The 21,856-nt window shown below is 59.7% G+C and carries 16 protein-coding genes; 10 read left to right on the forward strand and 6 right to left on the reverse strand.

The features are described from left to right. Positions 1-94: 94 nt before the first annotated feature. On the forward strand, positions 95-727 hold the full coding sequence (locus AC3RLQ_RS14925) for a 3-keto-disaccharide hydrolase (RefSeq protein WP_493038384.1): 633 nt from the start codon (positions 95-97) through the stop codon (positions 725-727). A gap of 287 nt (positions 728-1,014) precedes the next feature. Here AC3RLQ_RS14925 and dacB read toward each other — a convergent pair whose 3' ends face one another. Next, positions 1,015-2,604 carry a D-alanyl-D-alanine carboxypeptidase/D-alanyl-D-alanine endopeptidase gene (gene dacB / locus AC3RLQ_RS14930; RefSeq protein ID WP_493038386.1) on the reverse strand — a complete coding sequence of 530 codons (1,590 nt, stop codon included), beginning with the start codon at positions 2,602-2,604 and terminating at the stop codon, positions 1,015-1,017. A 130-nt stretch (positions 2,605-2,734) separates the two neighbouring features. On the opposite strand from dacB, the gene AC3RLQ_RS14935 reads away from it, so the two are divergent. The 4 genes from AC3RLQ_RS14935 (at position 2,735) to thiS (ending at position 5,096) form a co-directional block, all read left to right on the forward strand. Further along, the gene (locus tag AC3RLQ_RS14935; protein WP_493038388.1) at positions 2,735-3,292 is read left to right on the forward strand and encodes a DUF3592 domain-containing protein; all 558 of its coding nucleotides are present in this window, start codon (positions 2,735-2,737) and stop codon (positions 3,290-3,292) included. Next, positions 3,289-3,636, forward strand: a complete 348-nt coding sequence (locus AC3RLQ_RS14940; protein ID WP_294396656.1) for a VOC family protein — start codon at positions 3,289-3,291, stop codon at positions 3,634-3,636. Before AC3RLQ_RS14935 ends, AC3RLQ_RS14940 begins: the two co-directional genes overlap by 4 nt. Before the next feature lie 113 nt (positions 3,637-3,749). After that, a complete protein-coding gene (thiH, locus tag AC3RLQ_RS14945) occupies positions 3,750-4,880 on the forward strand; it encodes a 2-iminoacetate synthase ThiH (protein ID WP_493038390.1) in 1,131 nt (376 codons plus the stop codon). A gap of 15 nt (positions 4,881-4,895) precedes the next feature. Next, on the forward strand, positions 4,896-5,096 hold the full coding sequence (gene thiS, locus AC3RLQ_RS14950) for a sulfur carrier protein ThiS (RefSeq protein ID WP_493038392.1): 201 nt from the start codon (positions 4,896-4,898) through the stop codon (positions 5,094-5,096). 128 nt (positions 5,097-5,224) lie between these two features. Here the strand turns inward: thiS and AC3RLQ_RS14955 are convergent, their stop codons facing one another. From AC3RLQ_RS14955 to AC3RLQ_RS14965, 3 genes are all read right to left on the reverse strand, one after another. Continuing rightward, on the reverse strand, positions 5,225-6,625 hold the full coding sequence (locus AC3RLQ_RS14955; protein ID WP_493038394.1) for an alkaline phosphatase family protein: 1,401 nt from the start codon (positions 6,623-6,625) through the stop codon (positions 5,225-5,227). Positions 6,626-6,706: 81 nt separating this feature from the next. Further along, on the reverse strand, positions 6,707-7,129 hold the full coding sequence (locus AC3RLQ_RS14960) for a DUF3307 domain-containing protein (RefSeq protein WP_493038396.1): 423 nt from the start codon (positions 7,127-7,129) through the stop codon (positions 6,707-6,709). Between the two features lie 41 nt (positions 7,130-7,170). After that, positions 7,171-7,626, reverse strand: coding sequence for a Crp/Fnr family transcriptional regulator (locus tag AC3RLQ_RS14965; RefSeq protein WP_395731908.1), 456 nt, complete (start codon positions 7,624-7,626; stop codon positions 7,171-7,173). A 260-nt stretch (positions 7,627-7,886) separates the two neighbouring features. Between AC3RLQ_RS14965 and AC3RLQ_RS14970 the strand changes: the two genes are divergently transcribed. The 3 genes from AC3RLQ_RS14970 (at position 7,887) to AC3RLQ_RS14980 (ending at position 10,645) form a co-directional block, all read left to right on the forward strand. Next, complete coding sequence (locus AC3RLQ_RS14970) at positions 7,887-8,369, forward strand: hypothetical protein (RefSeq protein ID WP_493038399.1); 483 nt, start codon at positions 7,887-7,889, stop codon at positions 8,367-8,369. 99 nt (positions 8,370-8,468) lie between these two features. Next, positions 8,469-9,881, forward strand: a complete 1,413-nt coding sequence (locus AC3RLQ_RS14975) for a Gfo/Idh/MocA family protein (protein WP_487680278.1) — start codon at positions 8,469-8,471, stop codon at positions 9,879-9,881. A gap of 47 nt (positions 9,882-9,928) precedes the next feature. Next, a complete protein-coding gene (locus AC3RLQ_RS14980) occupies positions 9,929-10,645 on the forward strand; it encodes a discoidin domain-containing protein (RefSeq protein ID WP_493038401.1) in 717 nt (238 codons plus the stop codon). A 150-nt stretch (positions 10,646-10,795) separates the two neighbouring features. Here AC3RLQ_RS14980 and AC3RLQ_RS14985 read toward each other — a convergent pair whose 3' ends face one another. Then, the gene (locus tag AC3RLQ_RS14985) at positions 10,796-11,812 is read right to left on the reverse strand and encodes an IS630 family transposase (RefSeq protein WP_493038403.1); all 1,017 of its coding nucleotides are present in this window, start codon (positions 11,810-11,812) and stop codon (positions 10,796-10,798) included. A 362-nt stretch (positions 11,813-12,174) separates the two neighbouring features. Here AC3RLQ_RS14985 and AC3RLQ_RS14990 point away from each other — a divergent pair, with 362 nt between their 5' ends. Further along, positions 12,175-12,915 carry an IS5 family transposase gene (locus AC3RLQ_RS14990; RefSeq protein ID WP_493031932.1) on the forward strand — a complete coding sequence of 247 codons (741 nt, stop codon included), beginning with the start codon at positions 12,175-12,177 and terminating at the stop codon, positions 12,913-12,915. 242 nt (positions 12,916-13,157) lie between these two features. Continuing rightward, positions 13,158-13,379, forward strand: a complete 222-nt coding sequence (locus tag AC3RLQ_RS14995) for a hypothetical protein (protein WP_493038405.1) — start codon at positions 13,158-13,160, stop codon at positions 13,377-13,379. Positions 13,380-13,531: 152 nt separating this feature from the next. Here the strand turns inward: AC3RLQ_RS14995 and AC3RLQ_RS15000 are convergent, their stop codons facing one another. After that, positions 13,532-21,595: an autotransporter-associated beta strand repeat-containing protein gene (locus tag AC3RLQ_RS15000; protein WP_493038407.1), complete on the reverse strand. Its 8,064-nt coding sequence runs from the start codon at positions 21,593-21,595 to the stop codon at positions 13,532-13,534. Between the last annotated feature and the right edge of the window lie 261 nt (positions 21,596-21,856).

A 21,856-nucleotide genomic window follows, 5' to 3' on the forward strand; every position in this document is an offset into this window, starting at 1 on the left:
TACCTGCGCCGATGGCTCCGCGCTTCGGCACGGCTCACATAAAACGCAAAGGTTCTTGTTTTGCCAGACAGGATGGCTTTGGTCGTGGCCCACCATGAAACCACGCCTTCTCCTTGCCGTACTCGCCCTGGCCGTCTCGATTCCTGCTTTCGCTGCTGACTTTGTGTCACTCTTTGACGGCAAGACGCTGACGGGCTGGAAGAACCCGTATGAGTGGGGCCAGATCGACATTGTGGACGGGGAGATTCATCTGACGGGCGAGAAGAAGTTCTTTGTGGTGACGGAGAAGACGTACGGTGACTTCATTTTTGAAGGCGACATTCTGCTGCCTCCGGGCCAGGCGAACAGCGGCTTCATGTTCCGGGCGCATGCGGAGAAGAACAAGGTCTTTGGTTATCAGGCGGAAGTGGACGGAGATGCGAACCGCAAGTGGAGCGGCGGCTTGTATGATGAAGGGCGGCGCATGTGGTTTGCGAGTCCGATCAAGGGCAACAAGGAAAGCGAAGCGGCCTTCCGCGCTCGGGCGGGCGATGCCTTCAAACGCAATGACTGGAACACGTACCGCATCGAGTGCCGCGGGAAGAGTCTGAAGATTTTCGTGAACGGGGTGCTGACCACGGATGTGGAGGATGACAAAGATGCGAGCGGGGTGATCGCCATTCAGCATCATGGGGAGAAGGGGCAGACGTATAAGTTTCGGAATCTGCGGATTCAGGAGCTGAAGTAGGGAGCGACGGGGCCGGATGGAGCTCTCGACGACATGCGGTTTCGAAGTTGATGAGACGTTCGATTTTGCCGCAAAGGGGCAGAGATGCAGAGGGAGCAGAGAATGAATCCCATCTCTGCCGTCTTTGCCTCTTTGTCTTTCTAATGTGAACCGAAGACCCCATGCGCGCTCGTTTTGCGAACGGCCATGAGTGTGTGGTGGGGTGAAGCGGCGCGTTCCTTGTTCCGCAGGAACAAGGCTACTTTGTTTTGCCTGAGCAGTGGCTGGCATGGCCCAACCATGGAGAGCTAGAGGCCCATCATCGCGTCCAGCACGAGGCGGCAAAGCTCGGAGACGGTTTTGCCATCGGTGTAGTGATTGACCATGAGGGCGTAGCAGTATTCCTCGCCGGATTTGGTTTTGGCGTAGCCGGTGTAGGTGCGGATGCCGGACATGGCACCGATCTTCCAGGTGAGGCCGTTTTCGGAGAGGAGGGAGGCTTTGTATGCGATCCCCTGCGGGCCGGTGCCTGCGAGGAACTGGAGGCGCGCGAGATCGAGGGGACGAATGAAGTCGGCGCGGGAGAGGCCGCTGCCGTCTTCCATGCGGAGGCCGGCGAATTCGAGGCCGCGGGTTTTCCAGTGTTCGCGGATCACTTCAGCGGATGGTTTGCCAGCCTTCAAGCCGAGCATGCGGAAGACGCATTCCGTCTCCTGATTGTCGGAGACTTTGTGGATGCTTTTGATGATGTCGAGCAGAGGCGGGGAGTCGTGTTTGAGCAGTGAATGACTGGCGGTGGCTGGGACGATGCTGGTGGCTACTCCATTGCCACTGCTTTTGACAGGGCCATTGCCACTGCCGCTTTTTTTGGCGGGGCCGGCGCCGGTGGCTGGGCTGCCCACCTGGATGCCGGCGTCCAAAAGTGCGGTGCGGAAGTGGTGCGCGGCAAAACGGGCGGGATCTGGCACGGCACCGCGGGCTTGGAATTTTGCGGCTCCCAAAGGAACGGTGCCGCGCAGGTAGATGGCGGTGGTGTTTTCGCCACCGTGAATCATGACGCCATCGCCCGAATCGGCAGGGCCGGTGGTCACTTCATTCTTCCAGATGGCGCCGGGGACTTCGAGATTGATGCCGAGCAGTTGGGCGGGAGAACCCACCTCGGGCCCTGCCTGAAACATCAGGATGTAGCGGTTGTGGTTGAGATTCAGCCCGGCGACGCCGCTGCCGTAGCCGTTGCCGATGTCGCCCCAATTCCAGAAGTCGCCGTAGAGGCTGCCGCTGAAGAAGCTGGCATCGACACGAATGGTGCCGGTGATTCGAACGAGGCCGCGCTGTTTGAGATCGGCGGCCCAGGCTTTCAAATCGTCGAGCTTCAGCATGGGATCGCCGCCGCCGACGATGACGAGATCGCCTTTGATGACACCCTCCTGGATGGGTGCGGTGGATTTGAGTTCGGTGGTGAAGTGGAAGTCCGGCCCGAGGATTTCCAGAGCGGTGGCGGTGGTGAGGGTTTTGAAACTGGAGGCCGGAATGAGGGCCGTGCCGGCGTTTTCATCCATGGTGACCGCGCCTTTGCTGTCGATGAGGCAGAAGCCGATGGAGGTGCCGGTGAGCACGGGATTGGCGCGGGCTTCCTGCAGCAACTTGGCGACGGGATTGAGAGGAGAGGGAGGCTGAGTGGAGGGGGCTTCTTGAGGTGGGCCTTTCTCTGTGGGTGTGACCGTGGGGACTTGGGGCGAAGGCAGGACAGCAGGAGGCTTTACCTGGGGAAGCGCAGGGCGAGAGGGTGAAAGGTCAGCTGTCCCTGAAGGTGCCGCGTGAGAGCCGACATCGCGCCGCAGTAGGAGCGAAGCCGCCAGCGCCGAGGCGAGCAGGAGAATGACAATGTTTTTTAACATGTGCCGAGTGTAGCCTGAAACGCGGAAGCGCCAAGCGAGGGGGCTGGGAAATGGAGAATGGGAAGGCGGCGAATTGTTTGCCCGCTGTTCTTCACTTGCCGTACCCACTGAGGGGACTAACATCGCCTTCATGTTCGAACTGGCCCCTGAAAAATGGACGATGCAGGGAATTCTGTGGGGGTTTTTTGTCTTTGGTGCGCTGATTGCAGGTGCCGGGCTGATATGGACCGCCAGCACGGCAAGGTTTCTTTACGGCTCTGAAAAAACCACGGGCGTGATTGTGGATGTGGTCGGTATCCTGAGCACGCGGAGCCCGAGTGAATCGCCGCAGGCGAAGCAGGTGATCAGCTACTACCCGGTGGTGGAGTTTCGTGATGCGGGGGGAAGTGCGCACAAGGCCCAGTCATCGCGGGCGGCGCGGTCCGATCATTTTAAGCGTGGTGATGAGGTTGGCGTTTATTACGATGCCCAAGATCCCGCACAGATGTTCATCGAAAACACGTGGATGCTGTGGTTTTCCCCGGGGGTGATTTTGGGAGGAGGGCTGTTCTGGATGATCGCTGTGGGTGGCATGATGATGTTGAGCAAACGATTTGAGGTGGGCTTTGCCCAAGACAAAGCCCGGTTTTACAGCCAGGTGGCCGACTCAGACCCAGCGAAACCCAACAACGAATCTTCCCGCCGATGAAACCCGAGAAAGTGAAGTTTATGCTGATGGCCGCCGACATGAAGCGGGCGGTGGCGTTTTACCGCGATGTGATCGGCCTGGAGGAGATCTTTGTGAGTGATTTCTGGACGGAGCTGCGGTTTGGGGATGCGATCATCGCGCTGCATGGCGGGCATGATGGCTCGCGGAATCCGACGGGGCTGAGCTTTCAGTATGAAGACGTGCTGGTGATGGCAGAGAAGATCGCCGGAGCAGGGGCGAAGATTTTGCAGTCGCCGCAGCAGCGTGAGGGGGAGCCGATTTTGCTGGGGGTGTTTCGGGATGCGGAGGGGAATGAGGTGTTTATGACGCAGTATGTGGGGTGAGAGAAGTCGGGGTGGGGAGACCCCGACGCCTGTGGGGGGGCTGAATTCGGCTTTCGGCGTGGTTCCCGGCGTTGCATGGGGCGGCGGGTGCGTATTATATCCACCCCCCACCCATGCTGACGTCCTTCATTCCCACGCTTGATGCCCTCCCGGCGCGTAAAACGCCGCTGATGGAGCGGTTTGCGGCGCTGCTGGAGCCGAAGGGGCCGGCGCAGATTGAGGCGATGGCGAAGGAGTCGCGGATGATCACGCGGCGGAATTTTGGGCGGACGATGAGGCTGTTTGCGCCGCTGTATGTTTCGAATGAGTGCGTGAACAACTGCAGCTACTGCGGATTTTCACGCGACAACAATTCGATCCTGCGTGTGACGCTGACGATCGAGCAGGTGGTGACGGAGGCGAAGCATCTGGTGGCGCAGGGCTTTCGGAACATCCTGCTGGTGGCGGGTGAGCATCCCAAATTTGTGAGCGATGGCTACTTGGAGGAATGCATCCGGGCGATTCGTGAGTTTGTACCGACGATCGGCATCGAGGTGGGGCCGATGGAGGTGCCGGAGTATGAGCGCATGGTCAAGGCGGGCGCGGAGGGCCTGGTGGTGTATCAGGAGACCTACGACCGTGAGATTTACAAGGACATGCACACGGCGGGTCCGAAGAAGGACTTTGACTGGCGGCTGGCGTGTCCGGAGCGTGGCTATGCGGGCGGGTTTCGCCGTATTGGCATTGGCGCGCTGTTTGGCCTGAGTGACTGGCGGCTGGAGGCGCTGCGACTGGCGGCGCATCTGGAGCATTTGTACAAGCACTGCTGGAAGGCGAGCTTCACGGTGGCGTTTCCGCGGCTGCGGCCGGCGGCGGGTGGCTTTACACCGATGACGGATTTCCCTGACTGGGCGCTGGTGCAGACGATCTGCGCCTACCGCATCATCTTCCCGGAGGTGGGGATCATTTTGAGCACGCGTGAGTCCGCGCCGCTGCGCGATGCGCTGGCACCGCTGGGGATCACGGTGATGAGCGCGGGCAGCCATACGGAGCCGGGTGGCTACACGGGCGCTGGGAATGATGACCTGCACCTGACGGTGAAGGGCAAGCGCGTGGAAGTGGAGACGAAGGCGGAGTCGAATCGTGCCGAAGGGCAGTTTGGCATCGCGGATCAGAGATCACCACAGAGTGTGGCGGAGATGCTGCGGCTGCAGGGGCTTGATCCGGTGTGGAAGGACTGGGATGCTTCGATCCTGGCGGCTTAAATGACGACTTTTGTTATGAAGATCACTTTGAACGGAGAGAAGCGTGAGCTGGATGGACCGCAGACGGTGAGGTCACTGCTGGAGATCATTGGACTCGGTGGCAAGCCGGTGGTGGTGGAGCAGAATCAGGTGGCGCTGCTGCCGAGGGAGATTGATGGGGCGAGAGTGAACGATGGGGATGTGATCGAGGTGGTGCAGATCACGGCGGGAGGGTAGGCGGCGGCAGAATGACGAATGACGAAGCCGGAATGACGAATGTCCAAGAGCTTGGGGGAGGCACAAGCAAGGGGTGCCGGTGGAGCGGGAGGATCGAGGACGAGTAGGAGGACGAGGACGATTTTGAGCTAGCGGGAGACGCCGGGGTAGCCGTGGCCGCTGGAGCAGAGGCGGAAGAGGTGGTTGCAGACTTCGTGGGCGGAGAGGATGCCGGTGCGGGGGAGCTGATCGAAGTCGCCGATGAGGACGGGCCAGTCGGCGCGGTCTTCGGGGATGCGGCCATGGGAGCCTTTGACGAGGGTGGCGTCGAGGGGGATGACGTCCATGAGCATGCGCTGGCCGAGGGCTTTTTTGGCAAGCTTGCCGGCGATCTTGAGCTTGGGCCACTTGATGGCGGGATCGAGGAAGAGCTCGGCGGGGTCGTAGCCGCACTTGCGGTGGATGTCGACGCAGCGGGCAAAGTCGGGGGCTTTGCGGTCGTCCTGCCAGTAGTAGTAGGTGAACCAGCTTTTGGCGTCGGCGACGGCGATGAGATCGCCGCTGCGCTCGTGGTTGAGGCCGACGAGGTGTTTTTCCATCTTGCCGAGGACCTGGGCGACGCCGGGGGTGGCTTCGAGGGTGGCGCGGACGCTGGCGAGGAGGCTGGGATCGTTGAGGTAGATGTGGGCGATCTGGTGGTCGGCGATGGCGAAGGCTTTGGAGCCGCCGAGATCGAGGGTTTCGCGGCCGAGTTCGTCTTTGATATTGAGCCAGCCTTTCTCGCGGAAGACGCGGTTCAGGTGGACGGGCTGCTCGACGTCTGTGATGCCGTATTCGGAGAGGAGGACGACTTTGATGTTCCGGGTTTCGTAGAAGCGGATGAGATCGCCGACGACGTTGTCGATCTGGCGCAGGTCGAAACGGATTTTCTCCATGTCGATACCAACGCGCTGGAGATTGTAGTCGAGGTGGGGGAGGTAAACGAGGGAGAGGCCGGGCCAGTGTTTTTCCTCGATCCATTTGGCGCTCTCGGCGATCCAGATGGAGGATTTGATGTCGGAGCCGGGGCCCCAGAAGTGGCGGAAGGGAAAGGGGCCGAGGTCTTTTTTGATGCGGTCCCGCAGCGGCATGGGCTGGGTGTGGATGTCGAAGACTTTGCGGCCATCGGCGGGGTAGAGCGGGCGCGGGGTGATGGAGATATCCGCGGTGGAGTACATGTTGAACCACCAGAAGAGCTTGGCGCAGGTGAACTGGGGATCGACGCGGCGGAGGGCCTCCCACAATTTTTCGCCCTGCATGAGCTGCTCGGGCTGCTTCCAGAAGCGGTGCTCGGCGTAGTCGCGGTCATACCAGCCGTTGGCGACGACGCCGTGGTCGCGAGCGAGCCTGCCGGTGAGGTAGGTGGCCTGGGCCGTGCAGGTGACGGCGGGGAGGACGGGCTCGATGAGGGTGGAGCGGTTGCGCTCAACGAAGGCGCGAATGGCCGGGGTGTGCTCGCCGATGAGCCTGGTGGTGAGGCCGACGACGTTCAGGATGGCGGTGCGCTGCATGACGAAGTTTCGCTGTTCTCGGTTTTTAGTTCCCTGTTGTTAGCATGGGAACCGTGAACTGCGAACGGAGAACTGGAAACCTCAGTAGAGCATCGCGGCGGCGACGTAGGCGATTTTGCAGATGAAGTGCAGCGCCTGATCCTGAACGAAAGTGGTTCTGTTTTCGCATTTGGCGAAATCAATGAGCCAGTGCAGGACGAACTCGATGGAGCCGAGAATGAAACAGCCGGTGATGGCCCAGACGGCGGCGGCATGGATCAGGCAATGGGCAGTCATGCACCAAGGCCAGATCTGCACCGGGCGGGAGGGATCCTGCAATTTGTAGAGCAGGTGGCGGTTTTTGCAGGTGGAGAGGAATTCGCCCTGCAAAGGATAGTCCATCACCGCATGACCGGCAAACAGGAGGAAAATGACCTGGATGGCTTCCAGCCAAGTGTGAGGAGGAAAGGGCAGCAGGCCGGACATGTGGAAGTTTTCCATCGTGAAGGGCGGACTGCAACGCACGATTCAATCGTGCGCAAAACAATCCGCCTCACTTTCATGGCTTAGGCGCTGTAGAAGGCGGCGATCTTCTCATTCACCGCGCGGAGACGGTGAGAAATGGTGCGGCCGACACCGATGAGCAGCCAGGCGGCGGCACGCGGGTATTCGTTGATGTAGCTTTCGAGGGTGGCGCCGTCGATGCGCCAGACCTGGGAAAACTCGACAGCGGTCACGCTGGCGCTGGCGACATTGGGGTCGAGAAGGTTGATTTCGCCGATGGTTTCACCTTTTTGGATGGAGCCGAGGAGAACTTTGTGGCCGCCGCGCATGGCGGTGGCGTGGAACTTGCCGGAGACGACGAAGAAGAGGCTGTTTTGCTGCTGGCCTTCCTCAATCAGGTGCTGACCGGGCTGCACTGGCAGGAATTCGCCGTAGCCGCTGAGTATGTCGCGATCCTCGTCACCAAGAGGTTCGAGGATGCCTTGGGCCGGAAGTTTGGGAGACGAGAGTGAGCTCATGGGAATCGGTAAGAGTGAATTAAGCAGTCTTTTTTAAGCGGAGATGCTCGGAATGGCAAGCACGCTGAGCGAGAAGCCACGGAATCCCCCCCTGCAACACTGAAATTGTTACATTTGCCGGAAAGGAGCGCGATCCAGCTTTTCCACCCACTGTGGTCGTTCACGTCTGCGAAGTATGTACATCCTAAATTTTGCTGGATTTCCAAGGGCCCCGGTTCAGAATCAATGCCTCACTTCAACCAGCCACCCAGACCCTATCCATGTCCGACTCTTCCTCCTCCAAATGCTGCGGCAGCCTCAGTTACGATTTTGCACATCTTCTGCTCCGTCTTTGGGTCGGCATGCGCCTGTTCATGGCAGGTCTTGACAAGTTTCGCTGGGGCAACGGCCCGACGGTGAGCTTTGGTCTGGACAATTATTCGAAGAAAACCGGCCCGCTGGCCAAGCTGATGACGGACAACAGCTTCATGCCACAATGGGCATGTGACGCATTCGCAGCCACGATCGGCTACATTCTTGTGCCCGTCGGCATCTGGGTGGCGATTGGCATTTGCACTGAGTTTGGCCTGCTGGCCGCCGGTCTGGTCTTCCTTTCCCTGGGTCTGGGACTTGCCGCCCTGCCGGATGACACGGAAGTGGTGAGCAACATCGGTCTTTCCATTCTGATCGTGGCCGCCGCGCTGGTGACCTCGAAGGCAAAAACCTTCTCGATCGACGGCATCCTTGGCCGCAAGAAGGCATAACCACGACTTCACGTCGTCATTGGCAGTGAACCCACACGCCTGATTGCACCTATGAATTCCCAGCCTCCCTCCCCTTCCCCAGCGCCACTGTCCCGTTTCATGGACCGTCGCGGCTTCCTCCGTACCAGTGCTCTGACGAGCAGCGGAATCTATCTCGCCACCAGCAAGAGCGCGATCGCGCAAGCGACCGAAAAAGGCCGCACGATCAAGTGCGCGCTCGTCGGCTGCGGTGCGCAGGGCAACGCGCTCCGCGTGGCCTCCAAAGACGTTCCTGGCATCCAGTGGGTGGCCATGTGTGACATCTGGAAGTTCTCGATCGCGAAGACGCGTGGCGGCTTCCTCGGTGAGAACAAGCACCAGGTGGAAGGCGAGATCAAAATCTACGAAGACATCAACGAGATGCTCGACAAGGAGCCGTCCATTGAGGCCGTCTTCATCGCGACGCCGGACTTCATGCACGCCCCGTATTCGCGCCTCTGCCTTGAGAAAGGCAAGCACGTGTATTGCGAGAAGATGATGAGCAACACGATCGAGGGAGCACGCGACATGGTGCGCGCCGGCAAGGCGAACCCCGGGATCTTCCAGATCGGCCATCAGCGCCACTCCAATCCGCGCTACATCAACCTGCGCGACAACGTGATCAAGCCCGGCAAGATGCTGGGCCGCATCACCCATGCTTACGCCCAGTGGAACCGCGGTGTCTCCGGCAGCGCCCCGCAGGGCGCGGTGAAGGGCTACGAGATTCCTCAGGATGTGCTGACGAAGAACGGCTACGGCAGCCTTGAGGAGTTCCGCAACTGGCGCTTCTTCAAGAAATACGGCGGTGGTCCTCTCTCCGATCTCGGCGCGCATCAGATCGACATGTTCAACTGGATGTATGAGTCCACTCCGGTGTCGGTCATCGCCTCAGGCGGCGTGGATTACTTCGATGGCACGGAAGGCCGGCCGAAATTCGAACTGCCTGACAACATGATGTGCATCTACGAATTCAAGACCCCTGCCGGTGCCCTGCGCGCCTACTATCAGGTGCTGACCACCACGGGTTCCCAAGGTGCGTATGAAAAGCACATGGGCATCGGTGGCACGGCGATCATCTCCGAACTCGACACGAACGGCAACCAGCTCTACGCCGAACCCGGCCAGGACTGGGAGTCATACGCCCTGGGTGAGAACCCGCCGATCATGAAGGCGGCGGACAAGGCGAAGAACAAGTTCTGGGAACATCCCCGTGACTGGGAAAAGCCGAAACCACCGTCCTACGGTGCCGTCAGCGTGGCCGACGTGCGCGAGAGCAAGGCCCTCTCCCAATGGGAGCTGGCCCGCAAGCTCAAGGTCAAGCCGCACACGCCGCATATCGCGAACTTCATCGAAGCTGTGCAGGCCAAAGACCCCGCGCACCTGACCTGCAACGTCGAAGCCGCCTTCCGGTCCTGCGTCACGGTGCTCAAGGCCTACGAGGCCACCGCCGCGGGCGGCAAGTACATCTTCAAGCCCGAAGACTTCCAGGCGTGATCTGCCGCGGAAATTCAACATTCACTCAACCTCCAGCCAAGTTCCCCATGAAAAATACCCTCCACATCCTGACGGGCCTCGCGCTCGCCCTTAGCCTTGCCTCCTGCGGCAAGAAAGAAGAAACGAAAGCCGCAGCAGCAGCCGCCCCAGCAGCTCCTGCTGGTGATCTTGTCGAGATCGCGCTCGAGTTCCCGAAGCCCATGTTCATCGGCACCCCGGTGCCTGCTGAACTGCCGAACCTTGAGAAGGCCGACCCCAGCAAGGTGGTCAAAACCATCATGGTCCCGAAAGGCACCACCAACCTTGCCAAAGGCAAGCCAGTCACCAGTTCTGACAGTGCGCCGATCATCGGTGAACTCAGCCTCGTGACCGACGGCGACGCCGACGGTGCTGACGGCTCCTTCGTGGAACTGATGCCCGGCAAACAGTGGGTGCAGATCGATCTCGGCGCCGAGTCGAACATCTACAAGATCGCCATGTGGCACTACCACAAGCAGGCCCAGGCCTACATCGACGTGGAAGTGCAGGTGTCCGACGATCCTGAGTTCAAGAAAGGCGTGACCACCCTGTGGAACTCCGACCACGACGACTCCTCCCAGATGGGCAAGGGCAGCGATCCAGCCTACGTGGAAACCAACCATGGCCGCGTCATTGATGCCAAGGGCATCAAGGCCCGCTATGTGCGCCTCTGGAGCAATGGCAACACGAGCAACGACATGAACCACTACTGTGAAGTTCAGGTCTATGGCACGCCTGCCAAGTAAACAGGGCTGACAGAACTGATTGAATTAGAACCGCCGTGCAGCACTGCTGCACGGCGGTTTTTTGTGGTGCTGGAAGGCGTGGGGGATTGCGGCGCTTTTTCCGGAACCGCCTCAATCCAGAGCATATTCAGTTATAGCAAATCGCAAAACTCATTTCCGGATCGAGCAGATGGAGGCGGTCTGAGAGGCCGATGACATGAAGTGGTTGAGAGCGTGGCAGAGACGGTCTTCGAGCTCCGCGCCGCTGCGTGCGATCCAGTCGGCAAAGAAGTCGGCCTTCAGGCGCAGCCACAGCCGCTCAATAGGGTTGAAGTCCGGGCTGTAAGGCGGCAGGAACAGCGCTTCGAAGTGGTGCCAGTTGAGCGTTTTGACCTTGTGCCAGGAGGCGTTGTCGAGCACCAGCACCCGGCGCAGATCCGGTTTCGCTGGCACGCTGCGCGCCAGTTCGTCAAGCCAGCACTGGAAGACAGCGCCATCGACGCCATCAAACATGAGGCTGAAGAACTCGCCGCTCTGCGGACAGACGGCTCCTACGACGCTGCGGCGGATATGCTTGCCGAGATGCGGCACCTTGGGCTTGCTGCCCGGCTGCACCCACCGGCGTCTTGGCCGGGGATCGCCATCCACGCCGCACTCGTCACCGAACCAAAGCTCGACCTGTGGGTCTGCGGCCAGTGTGGCGATCTGCGTGCGGAAGCTCTGGCGCTGCGCCTCACGCTCGGGTTCATCCAGCAGGGGCAGCGGCCAGGGACGCGGCACGCGCAGGTGAAAGTCCAGGTCATGGAGATAGCGCACCACGGTGCTGTAGCTCAGTTCGGCCTGGAGCCGCCCGAGCAGCCAGCCGTGGACCTTCACGCCAGTCCAGTGCTCCATGGCCGCCTGGGCGGGGTCTTTGAGCACGGGCACCAGCACCTCTTCGAGCCGTTGCAGGGCGATCTTGCGTCTTCTGCCTCCCGTGGGTTTGCTGATGAGCGCGTCGATGCCCCCATGGTTGTATTTGATGATCCAGAGCCGAACCATGCGCTCGCTGCGGCAGAAGGTTTCGCAGACGTCCATACGGCCCATGCCTCGCAGCAGGCAGCGCATGGCGGCCAGCCTGATATAGCTGCGCTTGTTGGGCGCGGCCTCCATCGCCGCCTGGAGTTGCTCCAGCGTGGCGTTGTCCACATCAGGTCTGAGTTCTTGCGCTCTCAACAACCATCCTCAAAGCACTGCCGCACGTTTTGTACAGCACCTTTTGCTCCGCTATCCGGAAATCAGTTTTGGAAATCGCTATACTATATAGCCTGATTCGCTCATACCATTCAACGATACAAAGCGATTCCCCTCACCCCGGCCCTCTCCCCCGACGAAAAGGATTCGGTGTCGTCGTGCATCAGGGGCGGGGAGAGGGAGAGCCGCGTAGGCTGTCTTGGATTTATCGGATACGAAATTATTTAAATCGCTCTAGGCGGTGTTTGAAAACCCTCGATTGCCCAAGGAAAGCATTTGTGGCATGAGAGAAAACCGATGAAAACACAACGCTTTGCATGGTGGGAGCCGCTCAAAAAGCGACTCAAAAAAATGGTGCTTTGAACATTGGCGGCCGTCCGCGAGCGTCGCTGGATCTTGTTCTTGAAGGCTTGTTTTACCGGCTGCGCAACGCGGGTCCTTGGCGTGACCTGCCCGAATGTTTTGGTCCTTGGCGCACCATCTATGGCTGGCATCGGCAGTGGGCGCGCGAAGGTCTCTGGAAGCGCATGCTCACCATGGTCTCCCGCAAAACCAGGAACCGCATCAGGCTTGTGGATGGCACGCATGTGGTGGTTCATCAGTGTGCTGCAAATCCTGCAGGTGGCGCAGACAAGCAGGCCATGGGCAAAACGCGAGGAGGCCGCAATACCAAGATCATGGCCCTTACTGATGGGCGGGGGCTTGCAGTGAACCTGCTGCTCATCGCAGGACAGGCCTATGAAGGGCACCATGTTCTGCCGCTGCTGGGAAACCCTGCAGGGCTGTGCGTGGTTGGCGACAAAGGCTTCGACAGTGACAAGCTACGTCAGCAGCTTCAACTGCTCGGGGCAACCCATTGCATTCCACGCAGAGCCAGATGTGGAATCCAGCGCAAGGTCAGCCGTAAACTTTACCGACAGCGCTATCGCATTGAGAACTACTTCTGCCGTCTGAAGCGCTGGGCTTGTGCCAGCACTCGGCGAGACAAACTCGCCGCACATTTCCTCTCGCTCATCGAGTTTGCTGCCGTCATCGACTGGCTTCAATACGGCCGATGAGGGTTTTCAAACACCGCCTAATGCCGCCAAGCATTCGTCGTGACAGCAAAATGTCTGGGGGTGAACGATGAAGAGAGGTTCATCATGCGTGGTCATTTGTCCACGGGTCGGCGGACCTTGCGCTGGCAGATTCTTGACCGTCTGGTGGCAGGGCCGCCTCTGCGATCTGGACACACACACTCGTCTGACCAGTTCGGCTTGAGCAACTCCCTCCATAAGGCCCCTGCGAAGCCTGCAGCACCATGAACAGCGTCGCCGTGTATTCCTGGCACAGAGCCGAGCTGATGCGCATCGCCCCGGCATTGCCTCACGGCCTTGTCCGGCGAAGCTTCTGCAATGGCCAGACGCTCCTCGGCCAGCAGCGAACAGGCGATCATCATAGCGACCACCTGCTGCGCCGCCGTCTCGGTACACTGCCCTGCCAGCAGGGTGCCCTGGTTGACCTGCATTGGAGCTCCTTGTAAAAAGACTCCTGCTTCCAGCGCCGCGCCTAGAGCTCCAGCAATTGCTCCGCAACAGGATTCATGGGAATCCCATTTTAACTGCTGGCAATGAACATAAAAAAGGAGGCAGTGCCTTGCGGCACTGCCCCCCCGAGTAACTCAACCAACCTTGATCAGAAGCTAAATGAAGCGCGGAGTCCGATGTAGTGGGCCTGCACGGCTTGACGGAAGAACTGGCCTTGGTAGTTCAGCAGGAGGCCGAACCTAGGAGTGAACTGGAAGTTCAGGCCAGCACCAGCAACCATGTAATCCTGGCCCAGGTTCCGTTGCGCAGAGTTGGGCGTGAACGGCTGGTTGATCAAGCTGACGCTCGTCTGATTGTCATACTTGATGTTCTGCCGCTCATAGCTCAGGCGAACCTGTCCTGTGATCATGGCGAAGTCGGTCTGAACCTTCTTGCTGAGCGTCCAACCCACACGGGAGATCAGGGAATCATAGTTGCGGGAGTTGTAGCGGAGGGCCGCGAGACCACCGTTAGACTCGCTGAACCCATCAACCGTTGCATGCATGTAGTCCACCCCAATGAACGGCCCAGTGACCAGCGTGTTGCGCTGGAAACGGAAGTTCCATCCGGTGTTGAACTGCACCGCGTGAGTCTGTGCATTCGTATTGCCATTGGCGACTCCGAAGCCGATTGTGTTACGGTCGGTATCGATGTCGAAGTTGCCGTAGCTGTAGAGCAGGTCAGCCCAGAATGCCTTCTTCACATACGAGCCATAAGCGCTGAGAGCGATGCCGGACATCCTCAGCTTGCCGACATCGTCGCTGAAGTCCTGATAAGACTCCAGCCAGTTGGCGGCGAAGCCAACGGTGAAGTTGTCGGTGACCTGGCGCTCAAAACCCACGCCACCTGTCCAAGTGTCAGAGTTGAAACCTGCCTGCTGAGGGCCACGCGCAGAGACGTGGACATTGGAGTAGTTCGCATTGACGAATGCCTTCCAGTCATCAGAATCGGTGGCGACCGTTGGGCTGAGAGACGGTGCCTTGTCTCCTTCGCCTGATTCCATGGAGGCACTGAGGCTACCGTCATAGCCGCGTTCGCCCCAGCCGGCGCGCAGGAAGAACAGGCGGCCGTTGACGTCACTCAACATGCTGCCAGCAGCCGAAAGGACGGACTGGCCCATGATGTTTGACATCTGGATACCGGTGATCGTGTCGATCACGGTGTAGACACCGGAGACTTGGTTGAAATTACCAACCTGGGTAGGCGTGAGGCCAAGGGCGGCATCATTGAGGCCATTGAAGCCATTGGCATTGATACCGATGGTGCCAGTGATGTTTCCGGGGCCGTTTGCAGTGGCCATGTTAACCAGCAGCCAAGAGTCGCCACCGCGGAAACCGGTCAGGCCAAGCGGATTGCCAATCACGAGAACACCACCATTGACGCCCGAGGCGAGCGTGCCAGTGAGGTTCAGGCGGTCGGAGGAGCCAAGGATGCCCTGATTGTTGCCGAGGCCGGCACCGGTGAAGAGGTCCACGTTCAGGGTGCTGCCGGCGGCCATGGTGATGGCCACGTTGCCGGGATTGCTGATGCTGAGGCGTGAGGCGACATTTGCAACCGTAGGATCTCCCACGCTGATGGAACCACCAGCCAGAACATTCACGCTATTGGCACCCACGAGTGCGATTCCGTTGAGGCCGCCGTTGTTCACGGTGGCACCTGCGAGAATTTCAACAGCGCCGGCACCGTTGCCGATGTTGTAAGAGCCCGCGTTGGTGTGAGTTCCGTTCACCACCAGCGTTCCACCGTTGATGGTGGTGGTACCCGTGTAGGTATTGATCCCAGAGACGACCTGAGTGCTGGTTTCGTCCTTGATGATGCTGCCGGTGCCGCTGATGACGCCGGTGAAGTTAGCACTGGCCGTGCCATTGGTGTCCTGACCGGTGCCAAAACCAATCGTCAGCGTGTTCGCGTTCAGATTGATGGTGGAAGCCTGGCCCGCGACGGAGGTGATGGAGGCAGTGGACTGGCTGGCTCCAAGAACCAGGTTGCCCACGCCAGCATCCATTTCGATGCGGGTGCGGCCGTTGAGCGTTGGCAGGGCGTTGGCGGCGTTGGCGTTCACCGTGGAGCCGTTGCGGATGAAGGTCGGGCCTTCATAGGTGTTGGCCACGTTGAGGTTCACCGTCGTGGCGCCATCGACAATGAGGTCGTCATTGAAGAGGTTGTCATTGTTGCCGCTGATGCCAGCGGTGTTGATGGTGATGGTGCCGCCACCGTTGAGGGTGAGGTTCACATTGGTCTTGTCGATACCACCGGTAAGCGTCAGGGTGCCTGCACCGTTGGTGCTGATGGTGGAAGCCGTCTGGACTGTGATCAGTCCGGCGAAGCTGGAGGAGCCGTTGAGAGCCTGGGTCAGAGCACCAGGAGCGCCAGCTGTGCCAGCACCATTGATGTTGAGCGGCTCAGCACCGACAGCGATACCGTTGGCGATCAGGAGGGAGGCGCCGTTGGCGACCGTTGTGCTACCAGCGACAGAACCAAGGGCGTTGGTGCTGCCTGCGATGAGGATGCCTGCGTTGACGCTGGTCGTTCCGGTATAAGTGTTGTTGCCGGAGAAGATCTGCGTGCTGGTGTCGTCCTTGATGATGCTGCCACCCACGCCGCTGATGACGCCGGTGAAGTTAGCATTGGCCGTGCCATCGGTGTTCTGGCCGCTGCCAAAGCCGATGGTCAGCGTGTTGGCGCCGAGGTTGACCGTGGAGCCCGCGTTCACCGAGTTCAGCGAGGCGATGGACTGGCTGGCTCCAAGAGCCAGGTTGCCCACGCCAGCATCCATTTCGATGCGGGTGCGGCCGTTGAGCGTTGGCAGGGCGTTGGCGGCGTTGGCGTTCACCGTGGAGCCGTTACGGATGAAGGTCGGGCCTTCATAGGTGTTCGCAGTGTTCAGGTTCACCGTCGTGGCAGCATCAACAATGAGGTCGTCATTGAAGGCGTTGTCATTGTTGCCGCTGATGCCAACGGTGTTGATGGTGATGGTGCCGCCACCGTTGAGGGTGAGGATCACATTGGTCTTGTCGATACCACCGGTAAGCGTCAGGGTGCCTGCGCCGTTGGTGCTGATGGTGGAAGCCGTCTGGACCGTGATCAGGCCAGCGAAGCTGGAGGAGCCACCGGCAGCCTGGGTCAGGGCACCAGGAGCGCCGCCTGTTCCAGCACCATTGATGTTGAGCGGCTCAGCACCGACAGCGACACCATTGGCGATCAGGAGGGAGGCGCCATTGGCCACCGTTGTGCCACCAGCGACAGAACCAAGGGCGTTGGCGCTGCCTGCGATGAGGATGCCTGCGTTGACGCTGGTCGTTCCGGTATAAGTGTTGTTGCCGGAGAAGATCTGCGTGCTGAGATCGTCCTTGATGATGCTGCCACCCACGCCGCTGATGACGCCGGTGAAGTTAGCACCGGCCGTGCCATCGGTGTTCTGGCCGCTGCCAAAGCCGATGGTCAGCGTGTTGGCGCCGAGGTTGACCGTGGAACCCACGTTCACCGAGTTCAGCGAGGCGATGGACTGGCTGGCTCCAAGAGCCAGGTTGCCCACGCCAGCATCCATTTCGATGCGGGTGCGGCCGTTGAGCGTTGGCAGGGCGTTGGCGGCGTTGGCGTTCACCGTGGAGCCGTTGCGGATGAAGGTCGGGCCTTCATAGGTGTTCGCGGTGTTCAGGTTCACCGTCGTGGCAGCATCAACAATGAGGTCGTCATTGAAGGCGTTGTCATTATTGCCGCTGATGCCAACGGTGTTGATGTTGATGGTGCCGCCACCGTTGAGGGTGAGGATCACATTGGTCTTGTCGATACCACCGGTAAGCGTCAGGGTGCCTGCGCCGTTGGTGCTGATGGTGGAAGCCGTCTGGACCGTGATCAGGCCGGCGAAGCTGGAGGAGCCACCGAGAGCCTGGGTCAGGGCGCCAGGAGCGCCGCCTGTTCCAGCACCATTGATAAAGAGAGCCTCAGCGCCGATGGCGACGCCATTGGCAAGCTGCAGAGCGGCGCCATTGGCCACCGTTGTGCCGCCAACGACTGAACCGAGAGCGTTGTTGCTGCCCGCGATGAGGATGCCCTCATTGATGTTGGTGAGGCCTGAATAAGTGTTAACACCGTTGAGCACCAGGGTGCCCACGCCAACTTTGGTGAGGTCCGCGCCAACAGCGCCGGAGACCACACCGTTCAGGGTGATGGATCCGGCATGCGTGCCGATCGTAGCAGAGGCAGCGAGAAGCACCGGACCGTCAGCCACTGCGGCGGAAAGAGAGCTGTTCTGCAGCGCACCCACCGTTGCGAGATCACCTGGGCCGGCGCCAGCGAGGGAGAGGGACTCAAGGCCGATGTTGAAGCCGTTTAGATCCAAAGAAGTGCCGGCGTTCACAAAGGTGCCCGCAACGACGGAACCCAAGGCGGACGCATTGCCAACCCGGACGGTGCCGCCTGTGATGTTGGTAGCCCCGGCATAGGTGTTCACTCCCGAAAGAATGAGGGTGCCTGCGCCAGTCTTGTTGAGGCTGAAGTTATTGCCACTGACCACACCAAAAAGGGTGATGTCATCCGCAGCAGTGACCGTGTTGATGATGGCATTGCTGGCAAGGATCACGGCGCCCTGCAGGCTGGCGGCAGCACCTGCGGTGTTGGTGAGGGTTGCACCCACCACGCCCGCACTTCCAAGCTGGACTGATTCCGCACCGATGGCGAGACCGTTGAGGTTCAGGGTTGCGCCGTCGGCGACGAACGTGCCGCCCACCGTGGTGCCGAGAGCATTCACGTTGCCAAGGATCACCGTGCCTGCCGCAATGGTCGTGACACCACTGTAGGTGTTGTTACCGCTGAGAGTGGTGGTGGTGCCGGCCTGCTGCTTCACCAGAGAGCCAGTGCCACTGATCACGTTGCCATAAGTCTGAGTTGCACCATCGAGGACGAGGATGCCATTGTTGACGATGGCGCCAAGGCCCAGGGTGCCGCCGGCGCCACCAAGGCCAAGCTGGAGCGTGCCAGCCGCGATCGTTGTTGTTCCGGCAAAACCGGCGTTGTTGCCCGTGAGGATCGCGGTGCCCGCGCCGCTCTGGAGGATGTTGGTGCCTGCAGCGCCCACGATGTTGCCACCGATGGTGTTGGTTGCGCCAGCAGCAACCAGTGTGTTGAAGGTCGAGCCAGCATTGAGGTTCACGTTGTTATTGAACGCGCTTCCATTGGGAAGCAAAACCGCCAAGGTGGCTGTGCCGTTCACCGTGACTGTGCCGGAGGTCAGGATCGATGTTCCAGCCGTGGTGCCATCACCAATCTGCAGGGTGCCGGCGTTCACCGTGGTGGCGCCAGTGTAGGTGTTGGCTCCCGTGATGATGGTGCGGCCTGTGCCATTCTGGTTAAACACGCCAGTACCGCTGATGATTCCGCTCACCGTATTGATATTCGCGGCCAGGGCGTTGATGGTTCCTGCATTGGCCACATTGTTGCCAAAGGTGCTGTTGGCAGAGAGGTCGATGTTGAGCGTGGCTCCTGCGAGCACAGTCACAGCGCTGGCGGCGGCGATGGAGCCGCCGATGCCGTTGCCAATCTGCAAGACACCTGCGTTCACATTCGTGGGGCCGGTGTAGAGGTTTGTATTGGTCAGGACAGTCGTGCCAGCACCGAGCTGGTCAAAGCCACCCGTGCCAAGGATCGGGCCGGCCACCGTGTTGGTGATGCCGGCGTTGCTGATGCCGCGCACCGAGGTGCCAGCAACAGTGAAGATGGTGTTGTTGATCGCACCGCCGTTGGTGAGGTTGATGTCCAGATTGCCAGCGTTCACAAACACGAGGTTTGGTCCGAGGGCGGAATTGACACCGGGGGTCACGTTGGCGTTGCCGATCTGAAGCACGCCACCATTGATGGTGGTGAAGCCGGTGTAGGTGTTCACACCCGTCAGGATCTGACGGCTGGTGCCATCCTTGGTAAGCGCACCTGCGCCGCTGATCACACCTGCGAAGACGGCGCTGTCGGTGCCGTTCTCGAGTCCGGTAATAAAACCGATGGTCAGCGTGTTGGAGCCAAGAGTGACTTTGGAGGACACCTGGGTGCTGACAAGAGAGGCAATGGACTGACTGGCACCGGCAGGGAAGCCGGCGCTGCCACCGATGTTGAGGATGGAGCCGCCGGCCCCCGCGCTGTCCATGACGACCGCTGTGCGGCCGAAGGCGGTGGGAAGGGCATTGGCCACGTTGGCGTTCAAGATTCCATCACCAGCATTGATGCTGTTGATGGTCGTTGGCCCAAGATAGGTGTTGGCCGCATTGAGGTTGGCGGTGACGCCGTTCACGACGAGGTCGTCATTGAAGCCAATGTTGTTGCCGGAGATGACACCATTCATATTGATGGTGCCAGTGCCGCCGCCCGTGTGGGTGAGGGTGAGGGTGAAGTCGGTCTTGTTGACGGCGCCCACGTTCAGGACGGCACCGTTGCCGTTGGTCTGCATGGTCGAGTTTGCAGCCAGGGTGAGCTGGCCGCCGATTGTTGCCGTGCCGCCCGCCTCCGTGGCGATGGCCCCCATGTTGTTGAAGCCAGTGTTGGTGGCGATGGTGATGTTCTCAGATCCGGTGGTCGCGCCATTGCGGAGGAGGACCGTGCCTGTGCTGTTGATGAGTGTGTCATTGGCGGCCGCGTTGGCGACGCCGAACGGAGTGGCGTTGCCGGCAGCAACGACGAAGATGCCGTTGGAGATGATGCCCTGGCCGGTGTAGTTGTTGGCAACGGTGGTCTGCACGATGCCGGTGCCAAGCTTGGTGAATCCACCTGCGCCGGTGATCTGGCCCGTGATGTTGAGGTCCGGATTTGGACTCACCGCGCCAGGATTCACGGTGATATTGTGGTTGCCAGCAGCGAGGCTGAGGACGTCACCAATGGTGGCAGCGGTGCCGCCATTGAGGGAGGCGGTGATGTTACCATTAAGAACGGTGGTGCCGCCGGTAATCGAGCCGCCGGTCATGCTGATGTCCGCAACCGTGAGGGTGCCGGCGCCAGCCACATTGGCTCCGTTGGCAGCGAGCGTCAGATTGTTGATCGTCTCGTTAAAGCCGTTGCGATTGAAGCGACCATCGGAGTTGATGACCAGATTGGAGGTGTTGGCGATCTGGTCAGCCGCGTTGAGCTGGGTCACCGCGCTGTTGGCGGCGCCGACGGAGTCACCAATGGTCAGATTGCCTGCGATGGAATTCACGCCTGCGGTTTTGCCGAGGCCGAGGGTGCCGTCATTGACGGTGGTCAGGCCGGTGTAGGTGTTTGCAGTGGCACCCGTGAAGTTGAGGATTCCTGAGCCTACCTTCGTCAGGGTGCTGGCACCACCAGAGATGGTGTTGGCAATGGTGATCGGGGCGGCCACATTGGCGACGCCGATGGTGGAGTTTCCGCTGAGATTGACGGTGCCATTCACAGTGGCACCCGTGGCTGCCGCGTTGTTGACCAAGACTCCCGCGCCGCCGGTGCCGGAGCCGTTGATGTCGAGGTTTTCTGAGATCGTCTGGCCATTGAGGTCGAGCGTGGCACCTGCTGCCACAGATGTACCTGCGGCGGTAGTTCCAAGAGCTGTTGCATTTCCCAGAATGACCTTGCCACCGTTGATGGCGGTCGCACCTGCGTAGCTGTTGGCGCCATTTAATACCAAAGTGCCGGCGGTTTGAATCAACCCGCCAGCGCCACTGACAGCACCCGCGATGGTGATCGAACCCGCAGCAGCCGTGGTCGTGAGGGTATTCGCGCCAAGAGCCACCGTACCATTCACGTTCAAGGCACCCGCCGCGGTGGTCTGCCAAACCTGGCTGTTCCCAAGAGTGACGTTCAGGCCGATTGTCTCATTGGCGGCGCTCTGGTTAATAATGCTGCCCGTGTTGGTGATCGCGTTTCCATTCAGTGTGAAGGCACCCGCAGTGTTGTCGAAGGTGATGCCCGTGGTAACCGCTGTCGTGTTGTTATTCGTTAACAACTGAGTGGTGCCCGCGAAGATGATTCCCGAACCAAAATTTGGAAGAACATCCCCGCTCCAGTTAGCGGCGTCAGCCCAGTTGCCTGTCGCGTTTCCCCCATCCCAAGTCTGCCCTGCTTGGACGAAAGGAGCGAGGCTACCGAAGGCAAACAAAGCAGCCACAGAGCTGCCAACGATTTTTCGCAGGGTGTCGGATTTACCGACCCAGTGTAGGATGGTCTTTTGAGGTACCATTTTTAGGTGTGTATTTGGTTTCATACTTTTTACGAGAATTATTATCGAATCTCAACAGCTCTCAGTACTAGGTTCATCACTGACACGAATCGATCGAATCTTACTTTTGCCTGAATCTCAACAATCGAACGTACTAGGCGCAACACCTGTTTGTGTAAACGTTTTTTTTGACCATGACATCCTGTGTACTAATTTTTTCAGCTTTTATCTTTAGTCATTTATCGTAATTACTCGCATTTAAGAAGCAAAACATCCTGATTT

It is taken from the genome of Prosthecobacter sp. GW821-HT29F12, from assembly GCF_058803405.1.